The following is a 16,856-nucleotide window of genomic DNA, read 5'->3' as shown; positions in this document are numbered from 1 at the left end:
CGGGTCGCCGGGCCGGGCGGGGAGGGCTGTTCCGCCGTCAAGACTTTGTAAAGGATGCCATTTAAAGAGCTGTTAACCATAATTTAAGCCGTACCTCTTAAGAATTGGGGAAAGACGCCGTTCTCCCTGCTGCATATGCCGGTCGGATTGTCGGCATTTCGCATATCTTAGGAAGGTACTTTCCATGTCCGACATCGTTCTTTCAGCGTCAGTTCGCCAGAACCTGCTGTCGCTTCAGGCAACGGCGGATTTGCTGGCCACCACCCAGAACCGGCTGGCAACGGGCAAGAAGGTCAATTCGGCGCTCGACAATCCGACCAACTACTTCACGGCGGCCAACCTCGACAGCCGCGCCAGCGACATCAATAACCTCCTCGACGGCATCGGCAACGGCGTGCAGGTTCTGCAGGCTGCCAACACCGGCATCACCTCGCTCCAGAAGCTCATCGACAGTGCAAAGTCGGTCGCCAATCAGGCGCTTCAGACCAACGTCGGCTACACCAAGTCGACGGCAGTGTCGGCGGCTCTGCCCAACGTTACGGCCGCGAATCTGCTGGCGACGGCCGGCGGATCCGCCAGTACCGTGGCCGGTACCACACAGACCAACAACAATACTATTTCGTACACAGCGGCTGCCGCCGCTCCCGGCACTCCGCTCAACAACAACCACCTCGGCGCCTATCAGAGCGTTGCGGTCCCGGGTTCAGTGGTGCTGAACGACAACACGACCACCGCCGTCGGCATCACCGGCGCGACCAAGCTGGCCGGCGTCGCGGGTGCCGCCTCGGACAACCTGTCGACCAACTTCACCGCGCTCGATACCCTGACCGTCAACGGCACCAGCATTGCGTTCAACTCCGGCTCGGGCACCACGGGTTCGGCGACGGCAGGCACGCTGTCGATCGACATCACCACCGGCGACGTGCAGGATGTGATCGACGCGATCGACGCCATCAGCGGCGGCGCGGCGGCGACGTTCAACGCCGGCGCGATCACGCTGAACACCGGCACGACCTCCGATCTGACGCTCGCTGGTACAGCTCTGGCCAAGCTCGGTCTGTCCGCGGCGACCACCCCGCGCACCAACGCGGCTCCGACCCCGGCTGCGATTACCGCAACGACTCAAATTGCCGGCGTCGCGACCCCAAGCTCGGACGCGCTGCCGACAGCCTTCACCACCGCTGACACCATCGTAGTCAATGGCCAGACCCTTTCATTCCATTCGGGTGGCGGCAATACCGGTACGGCGGGTGCCGGCAACCTCTCGATCGACATCACGTCGGGGACTGTTCAGCAGGTTTTGACCGCCATCAACGCCTATAGCGGGGGCACGTCGGCGATCGATCCGACCACCGGCGCTATCACGCTTAGCACCGGCACCACTGCTGATCTGATCACCAGCGGTTCGGGTCTGGCCAAGCTTGGCCTTATCGCCGGCACTACCCCTCGCACAGCGACTCCCGTGACGGGTGCCCCGATCGACAACACCACCACCCTGACGGGCGGCGTCGGCACCAATTCCCTGACCACGGCTTTCAACACCGGCGATACCATCGTCGTCAACGGCAAGACCATCTCCTTCAACTCCGGCGCCGGCAACACGGGTACGGCGGCGGCCGGCAACCTGTCGATCGACATCACGACCTCAACGGTGGCCGATGTGCTCGGTGCTATCGACGCTTACAGCGGTGGTAGTGGATCGGCCGTCGTCAGCGGCAGGGCCACGCTGGTGGCCAGCACCGCTGCAAACCTCGTCATCAGCGGCTCCGGTCTGGCAAAGATCGGCCTCGTGGCCGGCACCACGCCGGCAAGCACGGCAGCCACGACCGGCCTCAACGGCCTGACATTGACCATCGGCTCGACCGGTGGCGGTACGCCAACCAACATCACCTTCGGTACGGGCGCAAACCAGGTCTCGACTCTCGATCAGCTTAATGCCGCGCTGTCGGCCAACAACCTGCAGGCCAGCGTCAGCACCACGGGCCAGATCAATCTGACCACGACCAACGATGCCGCATCGTCTAACATTGCGGTGATCGGCGGAACGGCCACCGATCCCGGCAACGCCTTTGCGGGCGTGACCGTCGTCGGCACATCGGCCGATGCGACCTCGCAGGCCACGCGCGCGGGCCTGGTGGCGCAGTACAACAACATCATCGACCAGATCCGGACGACATCGCAGGACGCATCGTTCAACGGCGTCAACCTGCTCGCTGGCGATCAGCTCAAGCTGGTATTCAATGAAACCGGCAAGTCCACGCTGAACATCGCTGGCACTGCGCTCGATCCAGCTGGTCTCGGACTCGGCATGCTGGTCAAGGGCACTGACTTTATCGACAACGCCTCGACCAACAAGATCCTGTCCGCACTCAACAGCGCCGGCAGCTTCCTGCGTTCGCAGGCATCGACGCTCGGCTCGAACCTGTCGATCGTGCAGATCCGACAGGATTTCTCGAAGAACCTGATCAACGTGCTGCAGACCGGTTCGGCAAATCTGACGGTCGCCGATACCAACGAGGAAGCGGCGAACAGCCAGGCCCTGGCGACCCGCCAGTCGATCGCGGTGTCCGCGCTGGCTCTGGCCAACCAGTCGCAGCAGAGCGTGCTCCAGCTCCTGCGGCAGTAATCGATTAACCCGATCGCAATACAGCAGCGGGGATAAAACCCCGCTGCTTTTTTTATGGCGAGGATCAGTCCATCCAAGAAGAAATGGATTTATTTTACGAAAATTGAATTGACCGGGAGGTCGTCTGGAGACGCCGACGATTGTTATGGAGACAGAACGTGGCCCTCAGAGTCGAACTCAAGCCTTTTGAACGCATCGTGATTGGCCAGAGCGTCATCACCAATTCGGAAACGCGCGCAACGTTTCTGATCGATGGCGAAACGCCGATCCTGCGTGAAAAGGATATTCTGACGGCGGAGACCGCCAACACGCCGGTCAAGCGAATCTATCTTTGCGTTCAGCAGATGTATCTCGAGAACGACATTCCGAAATATCAGGAGCTGTATCTCGGCTTCGTCAAGGATATGCTCGAAGCGGTGCCGAGCTTTCGTGTGCCTCTGGAAACGGCAAGTAATCTTATTTTAAGCGGTGATCTTTACAAAGCTCTAAGAGAAATCAGGAAACTGATAAGTCGCGAAGACGAACTCCTGTCGAGGTAATGAATGTCGAACGCCGCTCAGGCTTATGCACGTACTGCTCAAACGACGGCGTCTCCCCGGGAGATCGAAGCGCAGGCGCTTCTGAAAGCTGCCAACAAGCTGATGGACGTCATGAACAACCTCGGCCGCACCGACGACGATTTCGCCGCGGCGCTGCTGTTCAATCGCAAGCTCTGGGCAATCCTGCTGAGCGCGGTCACCAGCGACGAGAATCCACAGACCATCGAGGTCCGTCAGAACATCGTCAATATCGGCACCTTCGTTATGACGCAGACGATGGAATTGCAGCTCAATCCGCAGCGCGAGAAGCTGAAGCCACTGATCGACATCAACTGCAATCTTGCGGCGGGGCTGTCCGGCCGCGCCTGATGAATACTTGAGGCCGGACCGTGGCTGATCTTCTGGGCATCATATCGGCGAACTATGTGACGGTCGGATCGAACGTCAATTATTCGAAGGGCCCTTACGTTCCCGTCGATGCCGCTAGCTATGAGGGCAACTGGACCGGCAAGTATGCCAACAACGACTCGTTCAGTATCCAGGTTTCAAACGTCGTCGGATTTCGCGCCAAGGTGCGATACCAGAGCGGCAGCACGACGAAGTACCAGGACGTTCTGATCCGCGACAACGCCTTCAGGATCGGCGATTCGAAATTCACCCTGACCAAGCAGGGCACGGCGCAGATCAAGACCGTGATGACGAACCCCGCCACCGGCGCCCAGTCGCTCGAGACGGCCTACGCAAAGCAAAGCTAGAGTCCGGCCCGCCGCGTATTACGGCGGCTGGCTCAGATGCTCAAATCGGTTTTCTGAAGCGCATTGTCCTGGCGGGCCATGTCGAGCGCGCGCAAATAGGCGCGGGCGCGCAAGCGCGCCTCGTCCGGGTATTGCGTGACGACAATGCTGGTTCTCTTGTCCACCGTGCGATAGACGATTTCGGCCGCGGCGCGATCGATCACGACCTGGCGGGACACTCTGTCGGTTTCTGCTTGCGGATTGAAGCGCGACTGGAGCGACGCGTCCGGCGCCGTTACCGCCTTGTCGGGCGGCAGTTGCGTCGGGACAGCCGTCTTCGCTGCATCGGATGCAGGTTCAATGTAGGTCGCCGCAACCGATGCCCCCACCGGTTTGATGTTGAAATCCGCACTCATGGCAGCCTCCGGCTCCATCTTGAGTCAAATCCAACCCTCCAGAATGAAATATGCTCGGACCGTCTGAATCCCGTCCTTATGACGGGACGATGATTTGAATCGAATTGTATCTGTTGCGCGGCGTATCATGCACGCGTGAAGGCGCGAAGTGGCTGTTAGCCGCTTCGCTTGTGCCTTTCGATTCAGTTTGGACGGATTTCGCTAGAGCGAACGGCTCACGGACAGGGGCGTGACATGGCGCGGCCCCGGCATCGCGCGCTGGCCGCCGGCAGTGTAGCCGTTCGGAAGACTGCGCCGCTGCATCTCGCCATTGACGCCGCGCACGATGCCTTCGGAGACGGCATGGGCGGTCGCAAGCACGGTGAGGTTGATTTGCAGCATCGCGCGGAAAGTGTCGTGATGACGGTGCAGAGCCGTCAGCAGTTCCGGCGTTGACTGCTTGAGATAGTCGCGGCTGCGCGTGAGCTTGCCGACGGCGTCGACATACTGTCGCGAGATCTCGCCTTTCTGGGTTTCGAGCGCCATGGCCTCGCGGACATTTCCGGCGCGGACCAGTTCGGTCTCGCGCTCCACGACGGCGAGCAGCGCGCTCATGATCTGCATCATGCCTTCGGCCAGTTTGCGGGCCTCTGCCGGCGAAGCCGCCGCGGGAGCGGGGGAGGATGTGTTGGCGGTTGGCTGCTGAGGTATCATGCGGCGTCCCTTCCGGTGCGCTTAGCGGGCTGCGTTGGCCTGCTGGAGAATGAGGGTGCGATAGACGTCATTGGAAATTCCAACGCCGCCGGCCTGCGCAAACGATTTCGAATACTGCTCGGTCATCATCGAGCGCCAGATTCCGGTGCTCTTGGTATTGCCGAACGGCCCGTCTTCCTTGATGCCGCTGGTCATCTGCGAAAACATCGAGTTCAGGAACACCGCCTCGAAATCCTGCGCCTGGCTCTTGGCTTTCGCCTGCGCCTGCGGCGAGACTTTCGTCAGTGCCTCCTGCATCAGAAGGTCGGGACGGCCGTTGACGAATGTCGTGGTCGCCTGCGGGGACGATGGAATGGTGCTCATCACATCACCTCGATGTCGGCCTGAATGGCGCCCGAAGCCTTGATGGCTTGCAGGATGCCGATCAGGTCGCGCGGTCCGATGCCGAGGCCGTTGAGGCCGTCGACCAGTTGCTGCAACGAGACGCCGTCCTTGACCACGGCAAGTTTCTTGCCGTCTTCCTGGACGCCGACGCGGGTATTGGGTGTGACAACCGTGCGTCCGTTCGAGAACGGAGCCGGCTGGCTGACCTGCGGGCTTTCGGAGATCGACACGGTGAGGTTGCCTTGCGCCACCGCGACGGTTGCAACCCGCACATCGCGGCCCATCACGATGATGCCGGAGCGTTCGTCGATGATGATCTTGGCGCCCAGATCAGGCTCGACCTGCAATTGCTCGATCTCGGTGAGCAATGCGACGACGTTGCCTTTGAACTCGGCCGGTATGCTGAGCTGCACGGTGGACGGGTCGATCGGCTCGGCGGTCTTGGTGCCGAGGAAATCGTTGACCGCGGCGGCGATGCGCTTGGCGGTGGTGAAGTCGCCGTTGCGCAGGGCGAGGCGGACATTGGGCATCCGGTTCAGCGCGAATTCGATTTCGCGCTCGACCAGCGCGCCATTCGCGATGCGGCCGTTGGTCGGCACACCCTTGGTGACGCTTGCGGCAGCGCCTTCCGCGGAGAAGCCACCGATCGTCAGCGAACCCTGCCCAACCGCATAGACGTTGCCGTCGGCGCCGAGCAGGGGGGTAACCAGAAGAGTGCCACCTTGAAGGCTTTTGGCATCGCCGAGCGCCGACACGGTGATGTCCATGCGGGTGCCCTGGGTAGCGAAGGCGGGCAGGTTGCCCGTCACCATCACAGCGGCGACGTTGCCGGTGCGAATCGTGGAGCCCCGGATATTGACGCCCATGCGTTCAAGCATCGCCTGCAGCGACTGCTTGGTGAAGGGGATGTTGTTCAGCGTATCGCCGGTGCCGTTGAGGCCGACAACAAGGCCGTAGCCGATCAACTGGTTCTGGCGCACGCCCTCGATGTTCGCGAGATCCTTGATCCGCGACGTCGCATGGGCTGGTGCGCCCGAGGCGCCCATGAGGGCGGTCAGCAGGGCGATGGCCGTGCAGGCTGCCTGAAAAATCCGAAACATCCTCTGCTCCCCGCTGAGGTCTCGCGGCCGCGCCCCATGCTCCCCATGAGGCTGGACCATGATCGACTATGCGAGGGCTGTGCCAGAGCCATGAATGGTGTAAATTATTGAATTTGTTTAATTATCTAAAATTGATGCTGACTTGGGGACAGCGGCCGCGGCGGCGAAGTTGCCGTATCCGGCATAAATTGCCGGGTCGTTTACCTTCCGTTAACCATAAATGGCCACTTTGGGTTGTGAGGGCGCTCCGGCGATGGAGAGATGAAGCCAGCGGTTCCTCGACCGGCTGTCTCGCGAGATAGGCACGATGCGAATCTACGGACCCAACGGAACCAGTCTGGCATCGCCGGCGAGCACCACGCGGCGGTCGGGCTCGACCTCTTTTTCCCTGGGCGATGTCGGCACACCGGCCGAGATGCGATCCGCTGCGCCGCCGCGAGCGGCCAGCGGTATCGACGCGTTGCTGACGATGCAGGGTGTCGAGGATTCTACCGAGCGCCGCAAGCGATCCGTCGCCCGGGGCCGGACCGCGCTCGATGTTCTCGACGATCTCAAGATCGGGCTGCTGGCCGGATCGTTCGATTCGACCACCGTCGCCCGCCTGCGCACCGCCGCGGCCGATCTGAAAATGACCTCGGGCGATCCGGGCCTGGACCAGGTGCTGTCCGAAATCGAGCTGCGTGTGGAAGTCGAACTGGCCAAGGCCGGTCAATAAGCCAGCCCCCGATTTATCCCGCCGCCGCACCGGCAATCCGGGCCGGCAGGCCCGAAATGACTGAATTTCCTGTGTAAAGGCCTCGTCCCCCGTCCATTTGGACGGTTCCTCCGGGTCTTCCGGCAGGTGATTTCCGGCCGCTAGGCGATATTGTTTGTCACAAGCCGCCGCTATATAAGCTGCGGCGCGGGCGGCCGTTTCTGTCCCGCCTTGCACGTCAACATGGACCGCACTTGGAAAAGTTGAAGAACTACAGGCCCTCGGAAAAAGAGCCTTTCATGAACGAGCGCCAGCGGGAGTATTTCCGCCGGAAGCTCCTCGACTGGAAGGAAGAGATCCTTCGGGAATCGAAGACCACGCTTCAGCAACTTCAGGAAGAGAACGTCAATCATCCCGATCTCGCCGACCGTGCGTCATCAGAGACCGATCGCGCCATCGAACTTCGTGCGCGCGACCGTCAACGCAAGCTCATTTCCAAGATCGATGCTGCCTTGCAGCGGATCGAGGACAATACCTACGGCTATTGCGAGGAAACCGGCGAGCCGATTTCGCTGAAGCGCCTCGAAGCGCGTCCCATCGCTACGCTGTCGGTCGAGGCGCAGGAGCGCCACGAGAAGCGTGAGAAGGTCTATCGCGACGAGTAGGCCGGACGGCCTAGGCGAAATCCCTTTCGCAATTGTCAATCGAGTGGAGCCCGGGACCGAAAGGTCGCCGGGCTTTTTATTTTCGCTTCGGAACCTGCTCGTTTTTCGCGAATTAGCAAAAACAAAACAGCCGGAGGGAAACCATGAAAAAATTTGTTATTGCAGCGGCCTCTCTTTCGATCGCTCTCATCGCGGCGTCGGGTGGCGCGGAGGCGCGGAGCGGAAAATACTGCCTGAAGAATTCGCCGGGTCCCGGCGATTGCAAATACAGCAGCTATCGGCAGTGCCAGGCTGCAGCATCAGGAACGGTGGCAACTTGCGTCCGCAACTACGGTCCGCGGCGTTAGGCGCCGGTTTCAAATCACATCTGCAAAAAAAACGGCCCCGACAGCGGGGCCGTTTCTCGTATTGATCAGCGCTAGTGATGATGGCCGTGGCCGCGCTTGATCACGATGACTTTCTTGTGGTGTCCGCGGTGCCAGCCGCGATCGCGATGCATGTAGGCGCGCGCGTTGCGATAATCGCTGTGGTGACGGTGCATTCCGCGTTCACCGGACTTGATAACAACTGTCTGCGCGCTCGCTGCCATCGGCGCCGCGAAAGCAAGGGCGGCAACAGCCGCGGCAATAAAACCAAACTTTTTCATCCATTCTCTCCTTTGATAAGCGGGGATAGAACAGAAGCGGGTAACAAACGTTCCGCGCATGATGCGGACATTTTTATGAACGGGTGTTCAGCTTGATCCGCTTGCGCGAAACCACTGGTTTCGCGGGAGCTTTAAGTTAGGCCGCAAGGCTGAAACCGGAGATCTGAACGCGGTTGCGGCCGGACGCTTTCGCTTCATAAAGAGCGGCGTCCGCTCTGTTAAGCAGCGACCGGAGTGTTTCCGGCTCCGCAGAGCGAACGGCGATTCCCGCGCTGACCGTTGCGCGAATAGGTCCGTTCGCCGTCTGCACGATCGTCACCTCGATCTGCGATCTGATGCGATCCGCGACAGCGGCTGCGGATTTCGGGCTCGAGTCCGGCATGATAATGCAGAACTCCTCGCCTCCCATCCGCGCGGCAAGATCGTTCGAGCGAATGTTCGCGCGTATCAGCTCGGCGAAGGCCTTCAATATCTGGTCGCCCGAATCGTGCCCGAAGCGATCGTTGATCTTCTTGAAGTAGTCCAGATCCATCATCACGACCGCCGTGCCCATCGGCGCAATATCCATATCGCTGTCGAACAGGGCGCGCCGGTTGAGAAGACCGGTCAGGGCATCTTTCATCGCGTCCGACTTGTGGCGGTTCGCGATCCGGATCTGATTGAGAGTGAGGGAGAGCGTGCCGATACCGGTCAGCGCGGCGATTACCATGATGGAATTGATTTCCTCGGCCCAGTTTGCCGGGCGCGAGGTCAGAATGATCTGCCCCTGATGAGCAAGCGCGTAGCCGCATGCGATGAAGGACACCGCCGTGAGGGCGAAAAGCGACGCATTCACTGTCATCAGGGTCGGAGATTCGGCGCGCGCGAACCAGTAATAACGCGCGCTGAGAAGGAGAAGAGCCCCAATCGCCAGATTTCCGATCATGGTTCCAATGCCGGAATAACCCAGCGCGAAAGCTCCGGACGTCATGAAAATGCCGATCGCGACGGATGCAGCGGTCAAGGTCCAGTCGGTCCGGCCAGTGCAAAACTTCGCGCAACCCGCATTGACCAGGCCGAAACCTGCGATCAAAAGCAGGAAGGAGGCGAGCAGAAAGCCTGCATCGTAGCGCTCGACGACGGTGCTGAAAAAAGCAACGCCGGCCACCAGAAGCGCAAGTCCGGCTGACCAGTTCAGCAGATGGGTTTCGGATCGACCGACCGACCACATCACGAACAAGGTAATGCCGAGCGAAGCGCCGGAAAATCCGATGGCCACCAGAAAGGATAACTGATCGAAAAGCATGCTGCGGGCACCGGAAGGGTTCGGCGTCTTCATACGTCAACGACGGTTACCTAACCAACGACAGCACCGTCATTCGCTTCCCAGGGTGATCAAATGGTTACTGGGTCGAATTCCGGATGAACAATCTCGAATTTTATCATCCGGGAACGAACACGGCCTCGGTCAGGGGAGCTGACGGAGGCCGTGTCCTTGGAACATCAAGCTGCGCCTAGGTTCGCGGCCCGATGTGGGAGCTGGGAGAAAGACGGTTGGAACCGTCTCTTGCGGGTGTGATCAGAATGGAAGCAGGATGTCGAAAGCCTGCTGACCGTAACGGGCCTGCTGTACGTCGGTGATCTGGCCGCGTCCGCCATAAGCGATACGCGCCTGCGCGATCTTGCTGGAGTCGATGGTGTTGTCGCTCTGGATGTCTTCCGGCCGCACGATGCCCGCGACGATCAGTTCGCGGACTTCGAAGTTGACGCGGACCTCCTGCTTGCCCTCGACCACGAGATTGCCGTTAGGCAGCAATTGCGTGACCACGGCGGCGACGTTGGTTTGCAAGGCTTCCTGCCGGTTGACCGAACCCTTGCCGTCGCTGGACGAGGTGGAATCCGTCGTCAGCAGCTTGCCGGGAGGGATCGCGGCATTGGTGAGCGGCACCTTGGTGATGCCGAAGAAATTGGTGATGCTGGAATCTTCCTTGTTCGCGCGGCTGCGCTGGGTCTCGTTGGCGATGTTGGCTTTGTCGGTGATGTTGACGGTGACCGTGAGAATGTCGCCGATCTGGTGTGCGCGCTGGTCCTTGAAGAAGGCGCGCGAGCCGTTCCGCCACAGCGAGTTCGGATTGAATGAAGCCGGTTGCGGCGCGGGCATCGGCATCGAGACGGGCTTGTAGCCAGCCTGCGTCGTCGGATTGTCGATCGCCGACAGCTTGGGCTTTTCGCCGATAGCCGCGAGGCGATCGAGCGACGAACATCCGCTGGCCAGGCTGCCGAGCGCCAGCAGACTGCCGACGATCACGATGCGATTGAACACGATAGACTTCGACATGACTGTTACTCGGCTTTTCTGGATTCGGGGGCGGCTGGCGTTGCGGCGGGAGCGAGAGCGGCGGTGGTGAGGCGGGAGATCGGGGCCATGATCGATACCTGGCCGGGACCAACGACGATGCCTTGCACGGTGCGTTTCGATTGCAGGTTGACGACGTTGACCACATCGCCCTCGGTGCCGCTGTCGACGGCCTTGCCGCGGCCGGTGAGATAGAGGCCGGGCACCTCGTAGATCAGCGTGACGGCCTGGTCGCGCGACACGAGATCCGGCTTGCCGAGATCGGCGGCCTTCAGCGCCTGCCCGGCGCGCATCTGCTTGCGAACCTGCATGCCGACCGTGCGCTCACGAAGCACCACCTCGTTGCCAACTTCGGCCTTTGGCCGGCGTTCAACGATAACGTCGGATGCTTTCAGGATTTCATTGCGTTCGACGCTGCGGACGAGCACTGCGGCTTCCACCGTTTCCACCGCTGTTCCGGTGAAGCGCAGCTTGGTGGGCGAATAGGTGACGTCGTTGGCGATCTCGAACGTGATGTCGAAGCGGCCGTTGCGCGGATCGTAACGCACGACGGCGGCGCGCATGTCGCCGGTATGGGCGGAGTCGAGTTGCAGTTCACGCAGATCGCGCTCGAATGTGACCGAGATGTTGGCGGCATCGCCCAGACCGTTGCGACGCTCCAGCACGCGGGCGACCTGAAGTTCGATGTCTTTCGACACCAGCAGCCGCGACGAGCGTGTGACGGATACTTCGCGGAGATCGCGAGTGTCGACGCCGATCACCTGGTGCGCGCGCAGCGCGGAGAGCAGTTGAGACACGGGGAGCGAACCCGTCGTGCCGAGATCCGGCGCGCGGAAGACGGCGATCTGCGCGGCGGTGCCTGCATTGTCGATAAGGTCGCCGATCCGCACGACATCGCTGCTGACGGTGACGCTGGCGCGCAGTACGGGGCTGGACAGTTCGTCCTGCGCCGACTGCGCAAACGCCGCGCCATGCATTCCGGCAGCAAGGGTTGCGGCGATGAGGATTGAGCGCACCATTATTCCCTCCCTCAACGGAACATGCCGGTGGTGGATTGCATCATCTGGTCGGCGGCGCTGACGACCTTTGCGTTCATTTCGTAGGCGCGCTGGGCGGCGATCAGGTCGGAAATTTCCGAAACCACTTCGACGTTGGCCTGTTCGAGATTGCGCTGCTGCATGTCGCCGAAGCCGTCGGCGTTGGCGAGACCGTCCTGCGGCGGTCCGGATGCCGGCGTGTCCGTGAACAGGTTGTCGCCGATCGATTGCAGGCCCGACTTGTTGATGAAGCGCGTCAGGCCGATCTGGCCGACAACGGTCGGTGTGGTCGAGCCGGGCAGGGTGACCGACACCTGTCCCTGCGGGTTGACGGTGAGGCCCGACGAATTCTGGGGGATCGTGATGGTCGGCTGCACCGGATTGCCCTGCGCCGTCACCACGCGCCCCGTGCCGTCGGTCGTGAAGGAGCCGTCGCGAGTATAGGTGTAGGTGCCGTCGGTCATCTGAATCTTGAAATAGCCCTCGCCGCGGATGGCGATGTCGAGATCGCCGCCGGTTGGATTGAGCGTGCCCTGCGTCATCAGACGCGGCGTGCCGACGGTCTTGACGCCGCCGCCGATGTCGATGCCGACCGGAAGAACGGTGCCTTGATCCGATGCCTGTGCGCCGACGCGCTGGACGTGTTCGTAAATGAGATCCTGGAACTGCGCGCGCTGCTTCTTGTATCCGGTGGTGCGCAGGTTCGCGATGTTGTTGGATATGACCTGGACGTTGAGCTCCTGAGCCGCCATTCCGGTCGCTGCCGTGTAGAGTGCGCGCATGGATCGGTTTCCTTATGCCGGGACGTCGGAGAGCATTTGAAGTGCAGTTTTGCGAAGGTCGCTCTGCTGCTGCATGAGCGAGGCGACCGACTGGTAGGTGCGCATGACCTCCATCATGCGGGTCATCTCACTGACCGCGCTGACGTTGGATTTCTCGACGAAGCCCTGATTGACCCGTGCGGCGACGTCGGGCTGGGCCGTGACGCCGCCCGGCGCCGCATACAGGTTCGCGCCTTCCTTGGTCAGCCGCTGCGGATCGCCGAACTTTACGAGCTTCAGCTTGCCGCGAATGGAGTCGAACTGGGTGACGATGCCTTCGCGGACGGTGATGGTGCCCTCGGCCGAGATCTTGATCTCGCGGTCGGTGGGCTGAAACGTGATTGGGCCGTTGGTGCCCTGAACGATGTTGCCGCCGTTGGTCACGAGTTGACCCTGGGCATTGATCTGGAACGAACCGTCGCGGGTGTAGCGTTCGCCGTTCGGCGTCTGCACTGCGAAGAAGGCCTTGCCCTCTACCGAAACGTCGAGCGGATTGCCGGTCTTCTCCAGGGGCCCCTGTGAGAAGTCGTGATAGGCGGTGCGGTCCTGGACGAAGCTGACGCGGCGGTCGCTCATCGCGAAATTGTCTTCGCGTGCGCCCGTGTTCAGGTATTCCTCGAACAGCGACTTGTTGGCCTTGAAACCGGTGGTGTTGGTGTTGGCGACGTTGTTGGCAATGACGTCGATCTGCCGCTCAAGCGACATCTGCCGCGATAATGCGACGAGAAGCGTATTCTCCATCGGCCAGTCTCCCCTTGTTGAACCGCGGCCTGCCTCTCCCAAAGCCTGACGCGGATCGTGCGAACCGTGGAAGCTCTCCCAAGCTGCGGCTCGCCCTTCACAATGCGAGGGGCGTGCCAAACAGAAAATTTAAGCAATTTCAAAATGTTGTTGTTTTTTACGCGGCGCGGGAGGGCGGCAATAACCTCTTGTTGACCATGTTGCCCCGGCAAAATTTTCCTAGCCGGAGGCCAAAAGAAAGATTTCGTTAACCATTGCGCACCTACGGTCGGAACAGAGGGCGCTCACGCGCCGGCGGCCTTTGTATCGCGTCATTTAAAGCCAGTTCGGCAGCATCGAGCCCATCCCAGAACGCGGGCGGGGGCTATGGCAGACGAGGATCAGGTCGAGGAGGGCGCGGCGGAAGCGGCGGCCCCGAAAGGCAAGCGTAAACTCGTTATAATCGGCGGCGCGCTTGTGCTGGTTCTCACACTGGGCGGAGGCGGCTGGTTCTTCTTCATGCGCGGTCATGGCGAGGAAAAGCAGGCTGTTGCGCCGCCGCCGAAGCCGCCGGTGTTCCTCGATGTACCCGAGGTGCTGGTCAACCTCGCGAATACGCCCGGCGAGCGGGTCCAGTATCTCAAGGTCAGAATCGTGCTGGAGGTGAAGGATCAGCCGCTGGTGGCGCAGATCCAGCCGACCATGCCGCGCGTGATGGATCTGTTCCAGACCTACATGCGCGAACTGCGTCCCGGCGATCTCAACGGATCGATCGGTCTGTTCCGTCTGAAGGAGGAACTGACGCGCCGCGTCAACGCCGCGATCTCGCCCAATCAGGTGAACGCGGTGCTGTTCAAGGAAATCATCATCCAGTGATGGACGGAAGTTGGAAGCATGTCGCCGGGCGATAATGATGTCGATCAGGATGCGCTAGCCGCCGAATGGGAAGGCGCGCTGGACTCCGAAGATCCTGAAGCCGCCGCGGCAGAAGCGGAAGCCAATACGCTGACCGAAACGATGGCCGAACAGTGGGCCGCGATGGTCGACGACGGCAGCCGTAACATCGACATCAGCAAGGGCGGCGGCGAACGCGTCTTGTCGCAGGAAGAAATCGACAATCTGCTCGGTTTCAGCGACGGCGAACTGAACATCGACGAGAATTCCGGCATCCGCGCCATCATCGATTCGGCGATGGTGTCGTATGAACGTCTGCCGATGCTCGAAATCGTCTTCGATCGCCTGGTGCGGCTGATGACGACAAGCCTACGCAACTTTACCTCGGACAACGTCGAAGTCTCGCTCGATCGGATCACGTCGGTGCGGTTCGGCGACTATCTCAATTCGATCCCGCTGCCTTGCGTGCTGTCGGTGTTCAAAGCGGAGGAGTGGGAGAACTTCGGCCTGTTCACGGTCGATTCGAGCCTGATCTATTCGATCATCGACGTGCTGCTCGGGGGCCGCCGCGGCCAGCCTGCGCTGCGGATCGAAGGCCGGCCCTACACGACCATCGAAACGAATCTGGTGAAACGCCTCGTCGAGGTTGTGCTGGCGGATGCCGAGCAGGCGTTCCGGCCGCTCTCGCCGGTGACGTTCAGCATCGACCGGCTGGAAACCAATCCGCGCTTTGCCGCCATCAGCCGCCCGGCCAACGCCGCCATCCTCGTGCGCCTGCGCATCGATATGGAAGATCGCGGCGGCAATATCGAACTTCTGCTGCCTTACGCCACCATTGAGCCGATCCGCAACGTGCTGTTGCAGATGTTCATGGGTGAAAAGTTCGGCCGCGATCCTATCTGGGAAGGCCATCTGGCAACCGAGATCGCGCAGGCCGAGATCGCCGTCGATGCGGTGCTCTACGAGGCCCATATCCCGCTCAAGCAACTGATGAGCCTGAAGGTCGGCGACACCCTGCCGCTGAATGTGCGTCCCGATGCGCTGGTCACGGTGCGCTGCGGCGACGTTCCCCTGAGCGAGGGACGGATGGGGCGCGTCGGTGACCGTGTCGCCATCCGCGTCACCAAACCGCTGCGCAAGCCGCATACATCTTACGCGATGTTCGAGAAGCAAGATGAGCAAACCAAACTGATGGAGGCACAATGAGTCATCTATTCGGACTTGTGATCGAGAGCCTGGTTGCTGTTCTGCTGCTGCTGACGATCGGATACTGCGCGCTGTTGAACAAGCGCCTGAAGCGGCTCAAGGCCGACGAGCAGTCGATGCGCGGCATCATTGCCGAACTGATCTCGGCCACGGAAATCGCCGAACGCGCCATCGGCGGATTGAAGGTCACGGTGCGGGAGTGCGACGAAAATCTCGGCTCCCAGCTCACCATGGGAGCGGCATTGTCCGCCAAGCTGTCCAAACAGGTGACGGCAGGCGAACAAGTCCTGAATCGGCTGTCGCAGATCGCGCTTGCCGCGCGCCCATCCAATTCTTCGCCTGCGGCCAATCCTGAAGCGGCTCCTGCTGCCGCTGAAGCAGAGCCGCCTGCCGCCGCCGCGGCGCCGAAAACAAGCGCGAAGGCCTTGCTTGCCGCCGCGCAGGCCTTCTCGGAACGGCGAAAGGCCACTGGTCTCGCTGCATGAAAGCCATTCTGCGTGACATTCGGATTGTCCCGATCCTTCTGATTGCGATCTGCTGTCTGGTCGTACTCAAAGTATCGGGGCTGCTTCTTGAGGGGGGATACATCCTCAACGATGGTCCTCCTCCGCCGAAGTCATGGGCGCAGGAGACGTTCAACTTTCCCGCTCCCGGCAAGATGCTCGATACGGACGTCACGGGCTCGGTGGAGGCCAAGAAGGAGCCGGTTGTCGCGGCTCCCGAAGTCGCGCCGATTCCCGACGGAACGGTAGTCTATCCCGATCCCAGCCGTCCCATCACGGCATCGGAACGCGCGGTGCTCGAGCGCCTGCAGTCGCGGCGGCAGGAAATCGAAACCCGCGCGCGCGAAATCGACATCCGCGAAAGCCTGATGAAATCCGCAGAGAAGCGGATCGAGGGCCGGATCGAGGAAATGAAGGCGACGGAGGCGCGCATCTCCGTCGCCAGTCAGCAGAAGAATGAGGTGGAGGCGGCGCGCTTCAAGGGGCTGGTTACGATGTATGAGGCCATGAAGCCGAAGGATGCCGCCAAGGTCTTCGACCGGCTCGAATTGTCGGTGCTGTTCGAGATCGCCTCGCAGATCGCGCCACGCAAGATGTCCGACATCATGGGACAGATGCAGCCGGAAGCCGCTGAACGGTTGACGGTCGAGATGGCGCGTCGCGCCGGCGGCGATAAATCGTCATCCGCGAGCGATCTGCCCAAGATCGAGGGCAGGGCGCAGGCGCCGATCCGTAACTGAGGCATGTGATTAACAGCTCCTTAACAGGCGAATTCTAGATTCGAAATCGCGCATCAGAACCACTTTGGCCGATCCGGAAACGAACCTGCGAAATTCGTCGCAA

Annotated in this window: 21 protein-coding genes; 11 read left to right on the top strand and 10 right to left on the bottom strand. The window is 61.1% G+C overall.

The window, feature by feature from the left end; genetic code table 11:
- Positions 1-184: 184 nt before the first annotated feature.
- The 4 genes from LVY71_RS16550 (at position 185) to LVY71_RS16535 (ending at position 3,920) form a co-directional block, all read left to right on the top strand.
- Entirely contained in the window at positions 185-2,626 is a 2,442-nt protein-coding gene (locus tag LVY71_RS16550) for a flagellin N-terminal helical domain-containing protein (protein ID WP_235100940.1), read from the top strand.
- Between the two features lie 158 nt (positions 2,627-2,784).
- The gene (flbT, locus tag LVY71_RS16545; RefSeq protein WP_235100939.1) at positions 2,785-3,165 is read left to right on the top strand and encodes a flagellar biosynthesis repressor FlbT; all 381 of its coding nucleotides are present in this window, start codon (positions 2,785-2,787) and stop codon (positions 3,163-3,165) included.
- A 3-nt stretch (positions 3,166-3,168) separates the two neighbouring features.
- A complete protein-coding gene (gene flaF, locus LVY71_RS16540) occupies positions 3,169-3,534 on the top strand; it encodes a flagellar biosynthesis regulator FlaF (protein ID WP_235100938.1) in 366 nt (121 codons plus the stop codon).
- A gap of 20 nt (positions 3,535-3,554) precedes the next feature.
- Positions 3,555-3,920 (top strand): hypothetical protein, encoded by a 366-nt coding sequence (locus LVY71_RS16535; RefSeq protein ID WP_235100937.1) that lies wholly within the window; start codon positions 3,555-3,557, stop codon positions 3,918-3,920.
- Between the two features lie 32 nt (positions 3,921-3,952).
- On the opposite strand, the gene LVY71_RS16530 is transcribed toward LVY71_RS16535, so the two are convergent.
- The 4 genes from LVY71_RS16530 to LVY71_RS16515 all read right to left on the bottom strand — a co-directional run bounded on the left by LVY71_RS16530 (position 3,953) and on the right by LVY71_RS16515 (position 6,492).
- Entirely contained in the window at positions 3,953-4,315 is a 363-nt protein-coding gene (locus LVY71_RS16530) for a hypothetical protein (RefSeq protein ID WP_235101525.1), read from the bottom strand.
- Between the two features lie 201 nt (positions 4,316-4,516).
- The gene (locus LVY71_RS16525; RefSeq protein ID WP_235100936.1) at positions 4,517-5,008 is read right to left on the bottom strand and encodes a hypothetical protein; all 492 of its coding nucleotides are present in this window, start codon (positions 5,006-5,008) and stop codon (positions 4,517-4,519) included.
- A 21-nt stretch (positions 5,009-5,029) separates the two neighbouring features.
- Positions 5,030-5,371 (bottom strand): flagellar assembly peptidoglycan hydrolase FlgJ, encoded by a 342-nt coding sequence (gene flgJ, locus LVY71_RS16520; protein ID WP_235100935.1) that lies wholly within the window; start codon positions 5,369-5,371, stop codon positions 5,030-5,032.
- On the bottom strand, positions 5,371-6,492 hold the full coding sequence (locus tag LVY71_RS16515) for a flagellar basal body P-ring protein FlgI (RefSeq protein ID WP_235100934.1): 1,122 nt from the start codon (positions 6,490-6,492) through the stop codon (positions 5,371-5,373). Before LVY71_RS16515 ends, flgJ begins: the two co-directional genes overlap by 1 nt.
- Before the next feature lie 307 nt (positions 6,493-6,799).
- Here LVY71_RS16515 and LVY71_RS16510 point away from each other — a divergent pair, with 307 nt between their 5' ends.
- From LVY71_RS16510 to LVY71_RS16500, 3 genes are all read left to right on the top strand, one after another.
- On the top strand, positions 6,800-7,207 hold the full coding sequence (locus LVY71_RS16510; protein ID WP_235100933.1) for a flagellar assembly protein FliX: 408 nt from the start codon (positions 6,800-6,802) through the stop codon (positions 7,205-7,207).
- A 278-nt stretch (positions 7,208-7,485) separates the two neighbouring features.
- Entirely contained in the window at positions 7,486-7,851 is a 366-nt protein-coding gene (gene dksA / locus LVY71_RS16505) for an RNA polymerase-binding protein DksA (protein ID WP_006021432.1), read from the top strand.
- 143 nt (positions 7,852-7,994) lie between these two features.
- Positions 7,995-8,198 carry a DUF3551 domain-containing protein gene (locus LVY71_RS16500; protein WP_235100932.1) on the top strand — a complete coding sequence of 68 codons (204 nt, stop codon included), beginning with the start codon at positions 7,995-7,997 and terminating at the stop codon, positions 8,196-8,198.
- Positions 8,199-8,269: 71 nt separating this feature from the next.
- On the opposite strand, the gene LVY71_RS16495 is transcribed toward LVY71_RS16500, so the two are convergent.
- The 6 genes from LVY71_RS16495 to flgF form a co-directional block, all read right to left on the bottom strand.
- The gene (locus tag LVY71_RS16495) at positions 8,270-8,497 is read right to left on the bottom strand and encodes a hypothetical protein (RefSeq protein ID WP_235100931.1); all 228 of its coding nucleotides are present in this window, start codon (positions 8,495-8,497) and stop codon (positions 8,270-8,272) included.
- A gap of 136 nt (positions 8,498-8,633) precedes the next feature.
- Entirely contained in the window at positions 8,634-9,782 is a 1,149-nt protein-coding gene (locus LVY71_RS16490; RefSeq protein WP_235100930.1) for a GGDEF domain-containing protein, read from the bottom strand.
- Positions 9,783-10,055: 273 nt separating this feature from the next.
- Positions 10,056-10,814 (bottom strand): flagellar basal body L-ring protein FlgH, encoded by a 759-nt coding sequence (flgH, locus tag LVY71_RS16485; RefSeq protein WP_235100929.1) that lies wholly within the window; start codon positions 10,812-10,814, stop codon positions 10,056-10,058.
- A 5-nt stretch (positions 10,815-10,819) separates the two neighbouring features.
- Entirely contained in the window at positions 10,820-11,851 is a 1,032-nt protein-coding gene (flgA, locus tag LVY71_RS16480) for a flagellar basal body P-ring formation chaperone FlgA (RefSeq protein WP_235100928.1), read from the bottom strand.
- 11 nt (positions 11,852-11,862) lie between these two features.
- Positions 11,863-12,651, bottom strand: a complete 789-nt coding sequence (gene flgG / locus LVY71_RS16475) for a flagellar basal-body rod protein FlgG (protein ID WP_235100927.1) — start codon at positions 12,649-12,651, stop codon at positions 11,863-11,865.
- Between the two features lie 12 nt (positions 12,652-12,663).
- Positions 12,664-13,431, bottom strand: a complete 768-nt coding sequence (gene flgF, locus LVY71_RS16470) for a flagellar basal-body rod protein FlgF (RefSeq protein WP_235100926.1) — start codon at positions 13,429-13,431, stop codon at positions 12,664-12,666.
- 366 nt (positions 13,432-13,797) lie between these two features.
- On the opposite strand from flgF, the gene fliL reads away from it, so the two are divergent.
- The 4 genes from fliL to LVY71_RS16450 are packed head-to-tail and all read left to right on the top strand — an operon-like array spanning position 13,798 to position 16,753.
- Positions 13,798-14,286, top strand: a complete 489-nt coding sequence (gene fliL, locus LVY71_RS16465; RefSeq protein WP_235100925.1) for a flagellar basal body-associated protein FliL — start codon at positions 13,798-13,800, stop codon at positions 14,284-14,286.
- An 18-nt stretch (positions 14,287-14,304) separates the two neighbouring features.
- Complete coding sequence (fliM, locus tag LVY71_RS16460) at positions 14,305-15,510, top strand: flagellar motor switch protein FliM (RefSeq protein WP_235100924.1); 1,206 nt, start codon at positions 14,305-14,307, stop codon at positions 15,508-15,510.
- Positions 15,507-15,995, top strand: coding sequence for a DUF6468 domain-containing protein (locus LVY71_RS16455; RefSeq protein WP_235100923.1), 489 nt, complete (start codon positions 15,507-15,509; stop codon positions 15,993-15,995). Before fliM ends, LVY71_RS16455 begins: the two co-directional genes overlap by 4 nt.
- On the top strand, positions 15,992-16,753 hold the full coding sequence (locus LVY71_RS16450; protein WP_235100922.1) for a MotE family protein: 762 nt from the start codon (positions 15,992-15,994) through the stop codon (positions 16,751-16,753). Before LVY71_RS16455 ends, LVY71_RS16450 begins: the two co-directional genes overlap by 4 nt.
- Positions 16,754-16,856 lie beyond the last annotated feature (103 nt).

Origin of the sequence: Bradyrhizobium sp. G127 (assembly GCF_021502575.1) — a bacterium.
Taxonomy (GTDB): Bacteria; Pseudomonadota; Alphaproteobacteria; order Rhizobiales; family Xanthobacteraceae; genus Afipia.
The sequence above is the reverse complement of the archived record's forward strand: the minus strand, read 5'-3'. Positions and strand labels throughout refer to the sequence as shown.